We start from the raw sequence: 17,854 nt of genomic DNA on the forward strand, positions 1-17,854 counted from the left end.
AAAAAGCCAATAAAAAAAGCACTTAAGCTGGGCTTAAGTGCGTTTCGTTTTTGATCGTTAAGCTTTTCTATATTGCGCGTGGAGGCTTAGCCTTTCACTGCGTTTTTTAGGAAGTCGAGCAGTTGATCAAATGGAATATCTTGCTTTTCACCAGTGCGGCGGTTTTTGTATTCAAATACGCCAGCATCGATATTGCGATCGCCAATCACCACTGTGTGTGGGATACCAATCAGTTCCATATCGGCAAACATAACGCCTGGACGCTCTTTACGATCGTCCAGTAATACGTCAATACCCGCTTCGTTTAAGTCTTTGTATAACTGCTCGGCGATATCGGTTACGCGGTGCGACTTGTGCATGTTCATTGGCAGAATGCCCACGCTAAATGGTGCAATCGCTTCTGGCCAAATGATGCCACGGTCATCGAAGTTTTGCTCGATGGCTGCGGCCACAATACGGCTTACGCCGACACCGTAACAACCCATCAATAGCACCTGTGACTTGCCGTTTTCGTCAAGTACAGTCGCGTTCATCGATTTAGAGTAGTTAGTACCCAGTTGGAAAATATGACCCACTTCGATACCGCGTGCCATCGCATACGTGCCTAAACCATCTGGTGTTGGCTCGCCTTCGACTACGTTACGGATATCGGCAACTTGCGCTAATGGCAGATCGCGTTCCCAGTTGATACCAAAATAATGTTTGTCATCCACATTCGCACCAGCAGCAAAATCGCTCATGACGCTCACGCTGTGATCGATAACGATAGGGATGTTAAGACCGATAGGGCCAAGTGAGCCAGGACCTGCGCCGATGGCGTCACGGATCAGGGCTTCTGGCGCCATTTCTACTGGTGATGCCACTAAGTCTAACTTGTCAGCTTTGACTTCGTTGAGTTCATGGTCACCGCGAACAATCAGTGCCACTAACGGCGTCGCTTCTGATGCACCGACGACGATCAAGGTTTTGACGGTTTTAGTGATATCCAGATCAAACTGCTCAACCAATTCAGCAATGGTCTTTGCATTTGGGGTATCGACTAAACGCAATTCTTCAGTGGCTGCGCCGCGAGGCTCAGTGGGTACTGGTGATTCAGCTTTCTCAATGTTAGCCGCGTAATCGCTGCCCGTTGAGTAAGCAATTAAATCTTCACCGCTTTGGGCCAGAACGTGGAACTCGTGTGACATGCTGCCACCGATAGAACCGGTATCAGCTAATACTGGACGGAAGGCTAAGCCCATGCGCGTTAGAATGTTGCTATAGGCGTTGTACATGGCCTCATAGGTTTCATTCATGGTATCGACGTCAAGGTGGAAAGAGTAGGCGTCTTTCATCAAGAATTCGCGTGAGCGCATCATGCCAAAACGTGGGCGAACTTCGTCACGGAATTTGGTTTGGATTTGGTAAAGGTTCAGCGGTAATTGCTTGTATGAGCTGACTTCTTTACGGATCAGGTCGGTGATCACTTCTTCGTGGGTTGGGCCCAGTACGAAGTCGCGATTGTGGCGATCTTTAAAGCGCAGCAGCTCGGGACCAAACTTTTCCCAACGACCTGTTTCTACCCACAAGTCTGCCGGTTGCACCATAGGCATTAGAATTTCAATTGCACCGGCTTTGTTCATTTCTTCACGAACAATGGCTTCGACTTTACGCAGTACGCGTAAGCCCGTGGGGAGATAGCTATAAAGGCCCGACGCATTACGACGGATCATGCCCGCACGTAACATTAATTGATGACTAATGACTTCTGCGTTGGCAGGAGTTTCTTTCTGTGTTGATAGCAGGTACTTGCTGACGCGCATTACCGATGTCCAAATTTGAGTTGAATGGTCGCCATTTTATCACCTGCTTTGATGATGTCACCTACGTATTTAGGTTAAATTCAACTAGCTGGGAGACAAATAGCATTTTTGAGAAGATTACTGAGGCAAAGGAAAGCGATTTTATCGGCGATTTGTACCAGCCGATTTAGCTTTTATCCCGCCTATCGCCAATCACTTTGGCAGGGTTGCCAGCCACTATCGCCCAGTCGGGCACATCTTTAGTTACTATGCTACCCATACCCACCACAGCGTGATCGCCAATTGTCACACCATCGACTATGCCGGCCTGAGCGCCAATCCACACATCTTTACCTATAACAATGCCTTTGGAGTTGGCAGCTTGTTGATAGATGGGCGTATCTGGCGCCATGCCATGGTTGAAGGCATAAATAGTGACATTATTAGCGATGCGGGTCTGGCTGCCAATCTGAATACCGACCCTGCCACCATCGAAGGAGCAACCATGATTAATCGCCACTTCATCCCCTAGCGTGATGGGCCCGTGTAAAAAACAGTCGGCGGCGATCATGCAGCGATTACCCATGCGGATATCACGATTGGGTTCGGCGAATAACTGCGCTTCGGGTGCAATAAAACAGTGCTCGCCGATGTTGACTGTTTCGAGGGCACAAAGCTTTGCTTGGATCTCATCCTGCCAAGGTTTTGCCCAGACTAAATGTTTCTCTTTTAAAGAAAAATACAGCCACGGCATCCAAGAGAGACGCTTTTTATGCTGGCTTTGATAATCAGGCAAAGATGCCGGCTCTGATCTAGGCGTTGGCGTAGGCATTTAGCCACATTTCCCCGGTTTGAGTTCCAGTACCAAGATGTATTCTTGGTCATTATTATCGACCGCCATTTGCCAGAACACATCTAAATCATAGAGGGCGACTTGATAAAGCTTAGGATCGTCCTTGGCTTTTTTATAGGCGGGGCGCGGATCTTGCCCCAAGACTCCGCGGATAAGTACGGCTAAATCTGTGTTGGTTTCCTGCTGGGCATAACGCTCAATTTGTGCCTCGGCATTATCGGAATACACCACTGAAATCAGTTTAGGGGCGTCTTGAGCAATGCCGCCCACAGCATCGGTAATCGAATCCGAGAAAGGAATGTAAGGCTTAATATCAATAATCGGCGTGCCATCGACCAGATCCATACCGGAAATCTCGAGACACACTTTGCCTTTGCGTTGTACAACGCCGTGCAGTTTCACCACTGACTGACCTATGCCATTAGGGCGAAAAGTGGAGCGAGTGGCGAATACGCCGAGTTTTTCATTGCCGCCTAATCGCGGCGGCCTGACTGTGGTTTTCCAACCTTGGGCAAGATTTTCATGGAAGCAAAATAGCAACCAGAGATGGGAATATTGCTCTATGCCACGCACCGCATCGATATGATTTACATGGGGTTCAAGTTCGACATAGCCGCGTGCCTCAACGAGTCCGGGTTGTCTTGGAATACCAAACTTTTGTTTATACGGCGTGCGGCATGTCGCTACTGCGACAATTTGGTTGGTAAATGTCATGCAAAAATTACCTAAAAAGATAAATATAACAACCGCCTAAGCTCATCATTCTAAGCTCATCATAAGGCCCATCTTTGAGCGCTAATTATGCAGCGTTAGCCATTAAGCGGTTGATACGGGCAATCTCAGATCATCGAATCGCGAGCAGTTTGTTTGCTCAGCGTGGGATTTACTCTGCGGTAGCCGTTTTAACTGCTTGGCCGACACACAGGGCGCGGCTGATACAACCTTGGGCGGCTTCATCTAACATCACACATTGTTTGATGATAATACCGTTAGCGCCTTTATCCGCAGCATTACGGCGGGCTTCGGTTCTTGCATCGGCTAATGACGCAGGTACGCTGTTGACATCGGCCTGACAGGATTCCCCTTGGACCAAACCTTTTAATTCGTAATGACCTTTTGGCAAGGTATCGCCTTCATAGAGGGTGACATCGGATGCCTTGAAATAGTCATTGATCGCCTCACCGTCCAAATTACTGTTAAAACTGTAGTCGCTTGCACAGGCACTGAGCAGTAGCACTAATGCACTTGAGAGGATAATTTTCATGGTTTGACCTGAGATTGAGGGGAAAACTGCGCAGCCTTGGTAGGCTGCGCCGATGCGATATTATTATCTGAGTAAATTCTACCGCTTAAGGTACTTTTGATAAAGCTGCTGATGGCGATTATTCAGATCTATCTGCCGTCCTTCAATCCAGATAGCCTCTATCTTATTGGTCATAGGGTCGAGAATGTCCCCCTCGGACAGTACAACACTGCCTTGGTATCCCACGGCAATCGCCCCTAAATCCTCGACACCTAACAGTTTTGCTGCATCTAAGGTGATGGACTTAAGCGCTTGCTCAGGCGTTAAACCATAGGCGGCGCTATAACCTGCTGCATAGGGTAAGTTACGGCTGTTCCAGTCCGATGAGAACCCAAGGGCAAAGGGAATTCCTGCATTAGCGAGCAAGGAGGGGATTTTAAAGGGCAAATCCACCGGTTCATCTTTACGCTTGGGCAGACTCAAAGTATGTGGGTAAATGACCCCCGCCTTAACTTCCCTCAGGCTTGAGGCCAATCGCCATGCATCGTATCCGCCGACAATCACCAATTTGAATTGGTATTTTTTCGTCAAGGCAATCACTTGCTCAATTTGACCAACACTGTCGGCATGGGCAAACAGTGTCGCTTTACCTTGGTATAGCGGCAACATGGCCTGCCAGCGAAGGTTGTTGGTCGCGGACTGTGGATCTTCATCCTTGTTGTTATCTTTGCCCTTGGCTTTATCACTTAAGAAATAGCGATAGCCATCTTCAAAGGCGATATTGAGCTGGTCGATCGCCTGCTGATTTTTCTCGATAGCCTTGGCTTTCTCTTTTTCATCTTCAGGCATGCGTTTGATTTGCGGCCAATAGACATGGAACTGCCCAGCACTGAGGGTCAGCGCATCCTCAATCGTCCACGCATCAAGATTCACCAGTACCGATTGCCCAGCAATACCATCGCCGCTCGGGACGATTTGCGCGTGGGTAATACCGTTGAAACGTATGGTCGGGATGAGCTCAGAATCTGGATTGTAAGCCGTGGCTGTGCTGATCTGCGGGTTGATATAACCCACCTCGGCGTTATCAACCGTGGGGCGGCTCATTTCAATTTCGACCAAACCTAAGCTGGTGTCTAGGGCGATTAAGCCCGGATACAAATGTTTACCGCTGGCATCGACGACTTGAGTGTCATTGGTTTTTGCGGTTGCACTGTTGATTTGGCTGGTCAGTTGAGGCCCAACGGCCGTGATCTTGCCATTTTCAATCAAGACATCAGTGTTGCTGAGCACGCCTTGACTGACTGTGTGCACTGTGGCGTTTTTTATCAGTACGCTGCGGCTTTGTTTAGGTGTTGGCACGATATCGCTTGCTATCGCTGGGGTCAGCGTGGTGCAAATCGCGCCCAGTAGCGCCGCAAACAAAACGTGTTTAGATGAATGTTGCATTATTTGGCTCCCCCATGAGTGTGGCCCCATGCCTGATAGTGGGTGTCGCAGTGCCACTGTGGCTCGTTAAGTGGCGTGACTTTTTCACCCGCTTTGGCTTGATCATCACTGCTGAGAATTTTTTGGATAAGTGCGGCGCGCTCGTTGACTACTGCTTGCTGGGCGACTTGGTCTTGATCGCGGTCAAAATAGCGTTTTCCTTCAACCCATGCCTGCGTCACTTTGGCGTAAATCGACAATGGCTCTGCGTTCCACAGCACGATATCGGCCATTTTGCCTGGGGTGAGTGAACCAACAAATTCATCGACTCTTAATTGCTTGGCTGGATTGATGGTGACCATGTTCCAAGCATCTTCCTTCGACATATTGCAATACATCATAGATTTAGCCGCTTCTTGGTTGAGTCTGCGCTGCATTTCATAGTCGTCTGAGTTTATGCTGGTGGTCACGCCTTTGTTTTGCATCAAACACGCGTTTTGTGGAATTGCGTCGTACACCTCAAACTTATAGGCCCACCAATCGGCAAAGGTCGATGCGCCAGCGCCATGGGCGGCCAGTTCACTCGCCACTTTGTAACCTTCGAGCACATGGGTAAAGGTTTGCACTTTAAAGTGATAGGCCTCGGCAAGACGGATAAACATCAGAATTTCTGACTGCACGTAAGAATGAATGTGCACATCACGTTGCTGATTTAATACTTCGGCCACCGCCTGCAGGCGATAACTTGGGCGCGGTGCGACGGTTTTTTTCTTATCGCTGGAGCGCAGGTCATCATAGGCTTTTAACGCATTCTCATAGGCGATGGCGGCATCGAAGGTTTCTTCAAATAACGCTTTGACTCCCATACGCGTTTGCGGGAAGCGTTGTACAAATTTCTCTCCCCAGTTGCTCTGCTTAACGTTTTCACCAAGCGCGAACTTGATACTGGCGGGCGCGTTAGCAAATTTAAGTTGCTCGGCCGTTTCGCCCCATTTCATTTTGATCAGTTGCGATTGGCCGCCAATAGGATTGGCGCTGCCGTGCAGAATTTGTGCGCTGGTGACGCCGCCCGCTAAGGCGCGATACAGTGAAATATCGTCGGGATTAATCACATCACCAATCCGCACCTCAGAGGTTACGGCATCCGTGCCTTCGTTGGTGCCACCATTAATGGCGATATGCGAGTGTTCATCAATAATGCCCGCAGTAAGATGTTTACCTGTTGCATCTAGGACTTGATAACCAGAAGGCGTACTGAGTTGCTGGCCAATTTTTTCGATGCGGCCATTGGCCATCAAGAGATCTGCATGTTCGAGAATGCCTTGCTTATCCGAGGTCCACAGGGTGGCATTTTTGATGTGCAGCTTCTCGACCTTAGGCGCTTCGCTCAGTCCATAAGCGACGTTAGGGAAGGTGAGGTGACTCACTAGACTCGTGTTGGCTTCCTCCTTGGTCGCTTGATTGCTTTCTTGGTCAGCACTATTAACCGCTGCAGTTTGCGCTATCGCAATACCGGCAACATTTGTGGTGCGACTCTTAGCGTCGACCATGCGGCCCTGAATACCGTCATCGGCCATCCACAGCGTAAAGCGGCTAAGGCCATTAATACCTGCGGCGCTCAAATCGGCAGTAAAGCTTAATCGACCGTCGTCATCTAACTTAAGTTGAGTGAGCGCGATGCTTTGTTCGCCACTGCTTAAGCTGCCTTGGATTTTGGGTTTATCCCCTTTACTCACATCTTGCAGCGATAAATCCAGCGTGAGGTTATTGAGGCTTAATTGATAATCGCCCAGTAATCTTGCTTGGGGCAGTGAGCGAAGACTTTGCTGCTGACCTTGCAACCAAACACTGTAGATCTGGCCCTCTTTAAAAATATTGCCCTTAGTGACTACAAAGTCTGCCATGTAACCGGGTGCTAGTTTGCCGGTAAAATCGGCGGTGCCCGTCATCTCGGCGGCTTGGGTGGTCAGTGCGGCTAAGGCTTGCTCTTCAGTTAAACCTTGAGTAATGGCTTGGCGCAGGCGCGGCCAAAAAGCATCGGTCTTAATACCAAACTGCGTTAGCGCGAAGGGAATACCCGCTTTGGCAACTTCTGCTGGATTGGTTGGCGCACGTTCCCACTGTCTTAAATCCGCCAGTGACACTTCGCGATCGGCATCATCTGTCCCGACATCAGGCGCCTGCGGATAGTTTAAAGGCAAGATTAACGGGTAGTTCAGCGCCTTTAACTCATTGATGCGCGAGTATTCTTGACCATTACCGAGTAGATTGGCTGACAGTTTATGTTCTTTGAGTAAATGGGCGGCGCGCAATTGATCGTTGAGATTTCTGGTTTCAAAGATAATTTGCTTATCGGCTAAATTATCTAAGCGTTCAAATGCGATATTAAATTCGACTTGATTGTTTATTGCGCCATTGCCTTGTTTGTTTTTATTTTGGTTATACCAATTGGCGTCGGCAAAGGTTTGTCTAATAAGCGCAATACTGCCCATTAATGATGACGGATAATCTTGTTCAGATGAGCCTTTATCAAATGCCATAAAAGGTTGACTGCGGGCACGATAAATCACTTCGTTGGCGGTTTTGTCTGCTAATGACAGGCTAACACCCGTCCCTCGGAAGATTCCGTCGAGTTTGCTACTTTGCACACTCGTAAAACCATTATTGATCCACTCTTTCGCGCGTTCTTTATTGGGATAAACGTAATTAAACCATTCTTTTTCAGAATGAATTGCGCCATTGTCTGCATTGCCGCCGATACGTTTAATATCATAGACAGGGCGAGTGAGCCCAAGTTTTGGATATTCGAACTCAATCCCATAATCGGTGAAAGGATCGATAAATCCAGGGTAAATAGTATAACCACTCAAATCGATTTTAAATGCGCCAGCGGGAATGTCACCGTGCTCAATAATGGCTTTAATTCGATTATTTTCAACCAATAAAGTGGCATCACTTAAACGCTTACCCGGCGCAATGATTAATTCAGCATGGGTAAAAGCCGTGAGTTTATTGGAGGTTGTCCCTGTATTGATTTGGGCATATGTGGTCTGTGAGACTAAGCTAGCGATTATGCTGCAGCTTATAATTATCTTATTGTTTATCTGCATTATTTTATTCAATCGAGTGAGGGTGAATAAAGAGTAACTGAAAGCAGATGTAAATACTAAGGTTGAATTGTAACGCAATTTGAGCAGGGATGAGGTGTGGGATTTACGCTTGTCGTTTTAGATTGCAGCCAATAATGGATATAAAAAAGCCCGCAATGAATGCGAGCTTTTATGCAAATGGGTGTTGGTTACTCGAACCGCCACACCGAATTGGATTAGATTAAGAAATCTTCCATAGAACGACCTTTGTTGATCTCGTTCTTAAATACGGTTGGCATACGGCCTTGGCCAGTCCACTGAACCATTTCACCGTCAACTTCGATTTGGTATTTAGCTGGACGAGGAGCGCGTTTTTTCGCGGTTGCTTTAACAGCTACGCCACCTAAGTCATCAATTGATAAACCAACGGCTTCCATTTGTTGACGGATTTCTTCAATCTTAGCATTACGAGCTGCCATGGCTTGTTCTTCTTCCTCAGCCATAGACTCGCGTTCTACTAAAATTTTATCTAATTTGTCGGCTAAATCACGTAACTCTTCAACGCTAAGTTCTTTAACTGCTGCTTTAAAACGACGGCCGTGAGTTAATATCTCTAAAAATTCGCTCATATCTATTTTCGTCCCACTCTAATTTTTAATACAGGATAATGGTGAACAACACCTAAATGATAGAAACTAATATAGCTCGAATCAAATAAAATTATGCGTTTTAAGTAAATTAAATATTATTTATATTTTGAACTTTTCTTATTTACTCAAATAAGTGTCCAAAAAAGTAGCCGTTGCGCGGATTAAAAAATGCAAACAGGCGTTTGACTTTGGTTGACGTTAACGTTAACAGGACGTAAAGTTGCTCTATCCTGCATTGGTATTAACCAATGTTTTGTCCATGTACATGAAAGTGTAGGAAGGAAACCCTATGAAAGTATTGGTGCCCGTTAAGCGCGTTGTTGATGCCAATGTGAAGGTCAGGGTCAAAGCTGACAATACAAGTGTTGACACTGCAAACCTAAAAATGGCGTTGAACCCTTTTTGTGAAATCGCAGTAGAAGAAGCGGTTCGTTTAAAAGAAGCGGGTAGCGCTACTGAAGTGGTTGTTGTCAGTATTGGTAATAAAGCCGTGCAAGAACAATTACGTACCGCGCTCGCATTAGGCGCAGACCGTGCGATTCATATCGATACTGAAGAAGAACTGGTGCCAGTATCTATCGCCAAATTGCTCAAAGCGGTACAAGACAAAGAACAAGCTGAACTGGTGATTTTTGGTAAGCAATCTATCGATGGCGATAACAATCAAACCGGCCAAATGTTCGCAGCGCTGATGGATATGCCACAGGCGACCTTTGCTTCTGAAATCAAATTGGAAGGTCAATCTGTGCAAGTCGCTCGCGAAGTTGACGGTGGTATGCAAACCTTACTTATGGCGCTACCTGCAGTCGTGACTGCCGATCTACGTTTGAACGAACCTCGTTATGCTTCACTGCCTAACATTATGAAAGCTAAGCGTAAGCCATTAGAAGTCTTTACAGTGGCTGACTTGGGCGTGACGTTAAAGAGTCACCAAACGGTTGTGAAGGTCACTCCGCCAGCAGAGCGTAAAGCAGGCATCATGGTAGCGTCGGTTGTTGAGCTAGTTGAAAAGTTAAAAAATGAAGCGAAGGTGATCTAAATGGCCATTTTAGTATTAGCTGAACATGATAATGCCGCACTGAAACTCGATACGGCAAAAATCGTCACTGCCGCCCGCGCCATTGGCGATGAAGTGCATGTACTGGTTGCGGGTCACCAATGTGGCGCGGTTGTCCAAGCTGCGCAAGCACTACAAGGCGTTAGCCAAGTGCTCGTTGCCGATGCCAGCGTGTATGAAGCGCATTTAGCGGAAAATTTTGCCAAATTGCTGGTGGACTTAGCGCCAAACTATGGCCACATTCTGGCTTCTGCTTCGAGCTTAGGTAAGGACACGCTTCCGCGTGTGGCAGCATTATTAGATGTTGCGCAAATCTCTGAAGTCATTACCGTCGTCAGTGCGGACACTTTTGTGCGCCCTGTGTATGCGGGTAACGCCTTAGCGACAGTGCAAAGCCATGATGCCATCAAAGTGATGACAGTACGCGCCAGTGCGTTTGATGCTGCGCCAGAAGGTAACAGCGCGGCTGTGACGACACTCGATAAAGTGTTTGAAGCGAGAACTCAGTTTGTTTCTCAATCTTTGACGGTATCAGCCCGTCCAGAGTTAGGTAATGCTGGCATTATTGTTTCTGGCGGCCGTGGTATGGGCAGTGGTGAAAACTTCGGCATGTTAGAGCAGCTTGCTGACAAGCTCGGTGCTGCGGTTGGCGCATCACGCGCGGCAGTTGATGCTGGCTTCGTGCCTAACGATTTACAAGTGGGTCAAACCGGTAAAATCGTTGCGCCTAACTTATATATTGCTGTGGGAATTTCTGGCGCGATTCAACATTTAGCGGGCATGAAAGACGCGAAAGTAATCGTTGCTATTAACAAAGATCCTGAAGCGCCTATTTTCCAAGTTGCCGATTATGGCTTAGTTGCGGACTTATTTGAGGCGGTTCCTGAGCTGATCACAAGTCTCGATTGATTTAAACTGTGATCTAGGTCACATTAAGTGGCTTTGCGGTGGCATCTGCTAAGCCGCTTATGTTTTTATGTGCCTCACGCCCGCGTACGGGCGTTCTTAGAAGTAGAGGCGCGCCAAATATTAGTAGTGATCAGTAGGGTGATTCCGTTGATCGATTGCGAAAGGATTTGGTGCCGAAGTGGTTCGATTTATCACGATCAACTGCTGGGGTTGTACCTAATAGGTGCAACACTGCCATAGTATTTTCCGATACGGATATCGGAAATAGTTACTATGGAGCGCTACTGATAGGACAGGTGACCTTGGGTATCTATTGCCTTTCCCCACCAGTTCAGTCGCCCTCCATTCGTATTTAACGAAGATAATAATCAATGACTGTTATGAATTATGCCGATTCGGCACTTTCCTTGCTGCCGCCTGCGGTGGCTATTGTGTTGGCGATCTTAACTCGCCGTGTACTGCTTTCTTTGGGGTTAGGTATTTTAATTGGTGCTTTATTGCTCAATCAATTTTCACCTGTAGCGACGGGTGAATTTGTATTTAATGGTGTTAAAGGACTTTTTTGGACGGGCGAAGGCCTTAATTCGTGGAACTTATATATTCTCGGTTTCTTAATTGTACTGGGAATGATCACAGCGTTAATTACTGTCAGTGGCAGCGCGCGGGCTTTTGCCGATTGGGCTCGTTTACATATACGTAATAAACGTGACGCTAAATTATTAACCATGTTTTTAGGGTGTGTGGTTTTTATTGACGACTATTTCAATAGCTTAGTCGTAGGTTCGGTCGCTAGACCTGTTACCGACCGTTATTATATTTCCCGTGCTAAGTTAGCTTATTTATTAGATTCGACTGCGGCACCTGTGTGCGTTATTTCTCCAGTATCAAGTTGGGGCGCGTATATTATTGCACTTATTGGTGGAATATTAACGGCCCATGGTTTTGCTGATACGGGCCATTTGAGTATTTTTATTCAAATGATCCCAATGAACTTCTACGCAATCTTCTCCTTGTTATTATTACTTTTCGTTGTCTTTATGGGATTAGATGTTGGGCCAATGCGCGAGCATGAACTCAATGCCCAACGTGGTAATTTATACGATGAGTCAAAGGGATTACCGCCTGGAGCCAATGCGGATTTACCTGAAGCCGAAACCGGTAAGATCTTAGGTTTATTCCTGCCGATTACTGTGTTGGTATTTGCGACCCTGTATTTTATGATCAATAGTGGCGCTCAAGTACTTGCCGCTGAAGGGATTGAATTTAATATTATTTCAGCGTTTGAGAAAACCGATGTCAGTTCATCCCTTTTCTTTGGTGCATTAATCGGTTTAGCGATTTCGCTGATATTGAATTTAGTCCAAGGCGTTGAGAAATCAATGATAGTCAAAGGCATAGTGCAGGGCGCTCGCTCTATGCTGCCAGCGATTTATATCCTGTTATTTGCTTGGACTATCGCAGGCGTGATTGGCCAGCTCGAAACCGGCAAGTTTATGGCGAGTCTCGCGACGGGCAATATTCCGTTCGCCTTTTTGCCAGCGCTCATGTTTGTTTTAGCGGGTATTACTGCGTTCTCAACCGGTACTAGCTGGGGCACGTTCGGTATCATGTTGCCGATTGCTGCGGATATGGCGATGGGAAGTCACACTGGCATGATGTTACCTATGCTTGCTTCTGTGCTGGCGGGCGCGGTATTTGGCGATCACTGTTCACCGATTTCCGATACCACGATTTTGTCGTCTACGGGCGCGAGTTGTCACCATATCGACCATGTGGTCACTCAGCTACCGTATGCATTGATTGCGGCGTTTATTAGCTTAACGGGTTATGTCGTACTTGGATTTACTGAGTCAGTCGTCGCAGGTTTAGTGGCCTGTAGTGTGGTGTTTGTGGTTAGCATCATAGTGCTAAAAATCAAATCTAAAGGCGCAATTAGCTAAACCTTAATTGAAGCCTTTCCACTGCTACAAATAAATCAGCCAGCATTATGCTGGCTGATTTTTTTGGTTAACGCTCTATCTCTATCTCTATCTTTAACCTAATCGCATTAAGGCTATCAACATTGAATTTAAAGTGCCTGTTGCTTAGGTTTTTTGTAGCTTAAAGTGTTTGGTCTAGCCCGCGGCGTTTAAGCAATCCTTGTGTCGTTGGCTCTTGTCCACGGAAGTTTTTGTAGGCTTCCATTGGCGCTATGCTATTACCCACTTCTCTGATTGTTTTGCGGTACTTCATGCCGATTTCACGATTGAGGCCGCCTTGGGTTTGCACATAGGCAAAGGCATCCGCCGCTAAAATCTCACTCCACATATAAGCGTAATAACTTGCCGAGTAACCACCGGGGAAGGCGTGGGCAAAGTAGGTCGATTTATAGCGTGGCGGCACGGCGCTGATGTTTAAGCCGTGCTTTTTCAGGGCATTGGCTTCAAAGGTGGCCACATCTTGCAGTGGTGCATCTGGGCTTAATGAATGCCACTCCATATCCACTAATGCGGCGGCCATGTATTCCAGTGTGTCGAATCCTTGGTTAAAGCTGCCAGATTTCAGCAGTTTTTGCAGCAATTCGTCGGGAATGGGTTTGCCGGTTTCATAGTGTTTCGCGTAGTTGGCCAACACTTTTGGATGGGCCGCCCAATCCTCTTCGAAGGTTGATGGGAATTCGACAAAGTCGCGGGAAACCGAAGTGCCCGCCAGACTTGGATATGTCACTTTGGAGAACATGCCGTGGGTGCCGTGGCCCATTTCATGGAACATGGTGGTGACTTCGTTATAGCTGACGAAGGTCGGTTGTCCCTCTGGCGCCTTCTTAATGTTCATTACGTTGACGACCACAGGTTTAGTACCTTCAAGGAAGGATTGGCCTACAAACGAACTCATCCAAGCGCCGCCACGTTTACCTTCACGGGCAAAATAGTCGGCGTAGAAAATGGCCATGCTTGAGCCATCGGCATCAAACATTTCGTAGGCTTTCACATCGGGATGATAAACCGGTAAATCTGGGCGAGGTTTTAGGGTGACGCCATAGAGTTCTTTGAGTGTGTAGAACACGCCATCTTCGAGGACGCGGTTAAACTCAAAGTATGGGCGAATGCTATTACCATCAAGGGCGTATTTTTCTTGGCGGACTTTCTCGGCGTAGAATTCCCAGTCCCATGGCGCCAGTTCAAATTTGCCGCCAGTCTTGTCGATCATGGCTTGAATATCGGCCGCTTCTTTCTCTGTATTTGCGACTACGGCTGGCACCATAGAGCCAAACATGCTGTAAACCGCTTCTGGCGTTTTGGCCATTTGCGGCGCTAGGCGATAACTCGCCCAGTTTTCATAACCTAATAGCGTGGCGCGCTCAGCGCGCAGTTGTGCTAAACGAGATACCAGCGACGCCGTTTCGTTTTCACCACTTAAGCCACGGTTAGCCGAGGCTTCCCAAATCCGTTGGCGCAGTTCACGGTTTTCCAGTGACGCCAATACGGGCTGACGAGTGGTGTTGGTGATATTGATCAGATACTTGCCATCGTGACCTGCAGCTTTAGCATCGTTTGCGGCTGAAGTGATTTCGCTGTCAGTTAATCCCGCAAGCTCATTCTTTGATTCCACGATAACGGCGATTTCTTTAGTTAGGCGCAGTAAACGCTGGGAAAATTCGTTAGTCAGTGTCGATTGTTCTTCGTTAAGAGCACGGATCTTCACTTTCTGCTCATCGGTCAGCTTAGCGCCAGCCATGATAAAGCGTTGGTGATAGACCTCAACCAAACGCACGGCTTCTGGGGTTAAACCTAGATTAGCGCGGTCGTTATAAATGGCTTCGATACGGGCAAATAGCGCTGGGTTTAAGTTGATGTTGTCCGAGTGCGCCGCCATTTTTGGCGCCATTTCACCTTGAATTTTTCGCAGCTCTGGATTGCTGTTCGAACCCGCTAGATTATAAAACACACTCGATGCGCGGCTGAGCAGGGCACCGCTTTTTTCCATAGCCACAATGGTGTTATCAAAACTGGCCGCTGCGGGATTATTCGCAATCGCGAGGATTTCTTGATAGTGCTCGGCCATGCCTTGCTCTAGGGCAGGCGTAAAATGCTCATTCTTGATGAGGCTAAAGTCGGGCGCTTGATATTGCAGGCTACTGACTTGAAACAAGGGGTTTTGGACTTGTACCGACATGGCGTTAGGAGCTTTGCTTTCTGTGTTGCTACAACTTGCCATAAATCCGGCGGTGAGCGTGGCGCCGATGGCGATGGCAATAAAACGTTTACGCATAATTGAGTGACTTCCTTTGAATTGTTGTTTTTTTAGGACTGTAACGTTAGTAACTTAAATGGGACTGAAAATGGCTTGTTATGGGGCTGTATCTAAATAAAAAGGAGTCCCGTGTTGATGAGACTCCTTTGGCGATTTCCTTGCAGGGAAAATCGGTACCGCTTTATTACTGACTATTTAATCATGCGATGATGAAATGATTAATTAGCGAGTAAACTTGTGGTATTTATCAATACCAGAGCTTCTACCTGTGTTATGACATACTGCACAGGATTCAGTCGTTGGTTGTTTAAACCAATCTACCACGCTAGGAACGCTGATCTCACCACCGTTGCTCACCATGTGCGCTTTCGCAGAATCAATCGTATGGCAGGCATAGCAGTTTGCAGAAACAGGGCTAGTCATCTTGCTGCCGGGTTCTAAAATGTATTGATTTGGAATTTTATCTAAATCAATCGCTTTATCATGGCAGGCAACACAACTGGTGACAGGATTGATCGCCCCTGCACCGTTAGCCGCATTCGCTTGAGTTCCATCCGCTTTCATTTCACCGACTTTAGCGCCATTACCCCAGTGCCAGCTGTGAACCATTGGACCAAAACCTGCGCCTAAGGCGGCTGATGTCCGTGCCATGCCGTTGTCATGGCAAGCAATACAGCCATTACCGCCGTCATCGAAGGCCCCATTTTTGTGGAACGCGGTGGCATCGTTATGACAAGTAGTACAGCTGTTAGCGCTCACTATCTCACGACGTTCGAAGCCAGAGACTTTTTGAGTCGTGACTGGGTTAACGACGTCTGAGTAGGCGGTAAAGGATACGCCCATAGAGCCGTCATAACCTGTCGCTCTTAGGCTGCCATTACTTTGATAACGTTGATTGCCATCATATTCCATCCAACCTGCGGTACTGAATGTCACGCGGGCAGAGTAAACATAGTTAGCATTCACTGCGCTGATATCCGTCAGTAAGTGACAGATATTCTTAGTGCCGTCGGTGTTGTAACCATAGTAATAGTTAGTACGGTTACCTGGGCGGCCCACTAAACTGCCATTGTCATAGGCGTGCAGATAGGCACTGGCATAGACCAGCGGTTTCTTGGCATCAAACACCAGCGGATCTGAGTAGTTGAAGTTATCTTTGATACTAAAGATATTGCCATCAACATCCTTTACAGTAAGTGTTGTACACCAGCCTGGGGCGGCGACTGCGGCTGCAGCACCTGTTGGCGCATAGTGATCTGTTTTCGTTGATATATCATCGACTTTAACTGGGGCCGCTAATGTCACTTTGTACTTAGCGCGAATGGCTTGGCGTTCAGTAATACCTGACTTACCTTCATGCATAGTACGGACATCGGCACCATTACTTGGGATGATGACACCTGGCACACCACCGCTATCATGGCAATCGATACAACCGGGTCCTGCTACGTTGATGTTAGTTGGAGCTTCAACGTGACAAGATGTACAGTTTTGTACTGAAAAGTCTTTAGTAAAATCTTGGTGATTAACATGGCCAATCTTAGACAGGGTGTTAGTTGCATAGCCACCCACAGAGAAACCTTCCGCATTGACAGCGCCGCGACTCACTGAGCCGTGACATGCTAAGCAGCCTTCTACGAAAGTGACTTCACCGTCCATACCGGTTGCAACATAGCTTGCATGGCGGCGAGGACTGGTTGCGTAATCGACGTGACACGAATAGCAACTATCGGTTGTGGTGGAATGAGTGCCTTCGGGTTTATTGACAACTAAGGGGGCTGAACGTGCGATACCTGTTGCGCTATTGCCGCCAACGCGTAACCACACAATACCTTCAGTGCTCGGGTTTACCCCTAACATTGGGGCCACAAAAGTGTAGTGACCGTCGCCTAAAGAGGTCAGTGTGGCGCCTTCTGTCGCTTGAGTTGCCGCGCCACCAATATGCACATTGTCTGCAACGCCATTAAGATCACTTTCGGTACGGTTATTGATGAAACCTTTATCGGTTAACGCCGCGACTTTAGCCTCTGCGTTTTGCAGCCCGTTGATTAGATTATTATTTTCATCGGTAATTTCAAATTCGTAACTGATACTGCCTTCGCCAAAGCTGTAGTTGATCACTTTGACGTTCGTCAGCGTTGAGCTAGTAACTGGGGGCGGTGTTCCGGGTTCCCCGGGTGTGCCAGGCGTACCTGGGGTTCCCGGAATACCGGGCGTTCCTGGTGCGCCATCGACACCATCTTTGCCATCATCGCCACAACCAACAAGGGCACCAGTTAGTGCTAAAGCCACTAAGTATGCCAGTTTTCTAGAGGTGAAAATTCTCATCATTATCTCCATTTGATCCAATATGCGCATAAAGGACGGAGTGGAGCACTAAAGTTTGCAGGGTAGATTAGTGCTTTGACCGTTAGCTTTAATTTGCAAGCTATCGAATACTTTCTTTTTTTAAATTGAGCACGTTTTGTCTCGAATGAAATACTACTGTTAACGTTATGTTTGTTTTTTGAGCGCAACCCCATTAACACCTAATACTTTGGAGGTAGATCTCACTTTTGAAATTTAGCTTTGTTCACTATTTCCTTATAAAACAGTATTTAAGGTTAAATTAAGG

General features: G+C 47.2%; 12 protein-coding genes and 1 riboswitch. Of the genes, 3 read left to right on the top strand and 9 right to left on the bottom strand.

The genetic code is table 11. The features are described 5' to 3' along the window. Positions 1 to 86: 86 nt before the first annotated feature. The 7 genes from DYH48_RS05650 to DYH48_RS05680 form a co-directional block, all read right to left on the bottom strand. Entirely contained in the window at positions 87 to 1,802 is a 1,716-nt protein-coding gene (locus DYH48_RS05650) for a proline--tRNA ligase (protein WP_115334254.1), read from the bottom strand. A 166-nt stretch (positions 1,803 to 1,968) separates the two neighbouring features. After that, on the bottom strand, positions 1,969 to 2,613 hold the full coding sequence (locus tag DYH48_RS05655; protein ID WP_115334255.1) for an acyltransferase: 645 nt from the start codon (positions 2,611 to 2,613) through the stop codon (positions 1,969 to 1,971). Next, on the bottom strand, positions 2,614 to 3,348 hold the full coding sequence (gene tsaA / locus DYH48_RS05660; protein ID WP_115334256.1) for a tRNA (N6-threonylcarbamoyladenosine(37)-N6)-methyltransferase TrmO: 735 nt from the start codon (positions 3,346 to 3,348) through the stop codon (positions 2,614 to 2,616). 169 nt (positions 3,349 to 3,517) lie between these two features. Beyond that, entirely contained in the window at positions 3,518 to 3,898 is a 381-nt protein-coding gene (gene rcsF / locus DYH48_RS05665) for an Rcs stress response system protein RcsF (protein WP_006082342.1), read from the bottom strand. Between the two features lie 78 nt (positions 3,899 to 3,976). Beyond that, positions 3,977 to 5,323: an amidohydrolase family protein gene (locus DYH48_RS05670; protein ID WP_115334257.1), complete on the bottom strand. Its 1,347-nt coding sequence runs from the start codon at positions 5,321 to 5,323 to the stop codon at positions 3,977 to 3,979. Beyond that, on the bottom strand, positions 5,323 to 8,412 hold the full coding sequence (locus DYH48_RS05675) for an amidohydrolase family protein (protein ID WP_115334258.1): 3,090 nt from the start codon (positions 8,410 to 8,412) through the stop codon (positions 5,323 to 5,325). Before DYH48_RS05675 ends, DYH48_RS05670 begins: the two co-directional genes overlap by 1 nt. Before the next feature lie 215 nt (positions 8,413 to 8,627). Beyond that, on the bottom strand, positions 8,628 to 9,020 hold the full coding sequence (locus DYH48_RS05680) for an H-NS histone family protein (RefSeq protein WP_006082339.1): 393 nt from the start codon (positions 9,018 to 9,020) through the stop codon (positions 8,628 to 8,630). 310 nt (positions 9,021 to 9,330) lie between these two features. Here DYH48_RS05680 and DYH48_RS05685 point away from each other — a divergent pair, with 310 nt between their 5' ends. The 3 genes from DYH48_RS05685 (at position 9,331) to DYH48_RS05695 (ending at position 12,947) form a co-directional block, all read left to right on the top strand. Then, positions 9,331 to 10,080: an electron transfer flavoprotein subunit beta/FixA family protein gene (locus tag DYH48_RS05685; protein ID WP_115334259.1), complete on the top strand. Its 750-nt coding sequence runs from the start codon at positions 9,331 to 9,333 to the stop codon at positions 10,078 to 10,080. After that, the gene (locus DYH48_RS05690) at positions 10,081 to 11,007 is read left to right on the top strand and encodes an electron transfer flavoprotein subunit alpha/FixB family protein (protein WP_115334260.1); all 927 of its coding nucleotides are present in this window, start codon (positions 10,081 to 10,083) and stop codon (positions 11,005 to 11,007) included. Between the two features lie 95 nt (positions 11,008 to 11,102). Then, positions 11,103 to 11,299: riboswitch (Lysine riboswitch) on the top strand. A gap of 79 nt (positions 11,300 to 11,378) precedes the next feature. Beyond that, positions 11,379 to 12,947, top strand: a complete 1,569-nt coding sequence (locus DYH48_RS05695) for a Na+/H+ antiporter NhaC family protein (RefSeq protein ID WP_063884897.1) — start codon at positions 11,379 to 11,381, stop codon at positions 12,945 to 12,947. Between the two features lie 160 nt (positions 12,948 to 13,107). On the opposite strand, the gene DYH48_RS05700 is transcribed toward DYH48_RS05695, so the two are convergent. Together DYH48_RS05700 and DYH48_RS05705 are read right to left on the bottom strand one after the other, a co-directional pair. Further along, on the bottom strand, positions 13,108 to 15,258 hold the full coding sequence (locus DYH48_RS05700; RefSeq protein ID WP_115334261.1) for a M3 family metallopeptidase: 2,151 nt from the start codon (positions 15,256 to 15,258) through the stop codon (positions 13,108 to 13,110). Between the two features lie 204 nt (positions 15,259 to 15,462). Further along, positions 15,463 to 17,568 (bottom strand): multiheme c-type cytochrome, encoded by a 2,106-nt coding sequence (locus tag DYH48_RS05705; protein WP_115334262.1) that lies wholly within the window; start codon positions 17,566 to 17,568, stop codon positions 15,463 to 15,465. Between the last annotated feature and the right edge of the window lie 286 nt (positions 17,569 to 17,854).

This window comes from Shewanella baltica, assembly GCF_900456975.1.
Lineage (GTDB): Bacteria > Pseudomonadota > Gammaproteobacteria > Enterobacterales > Shewanellaceae > Shewanella > Shewanella baltica.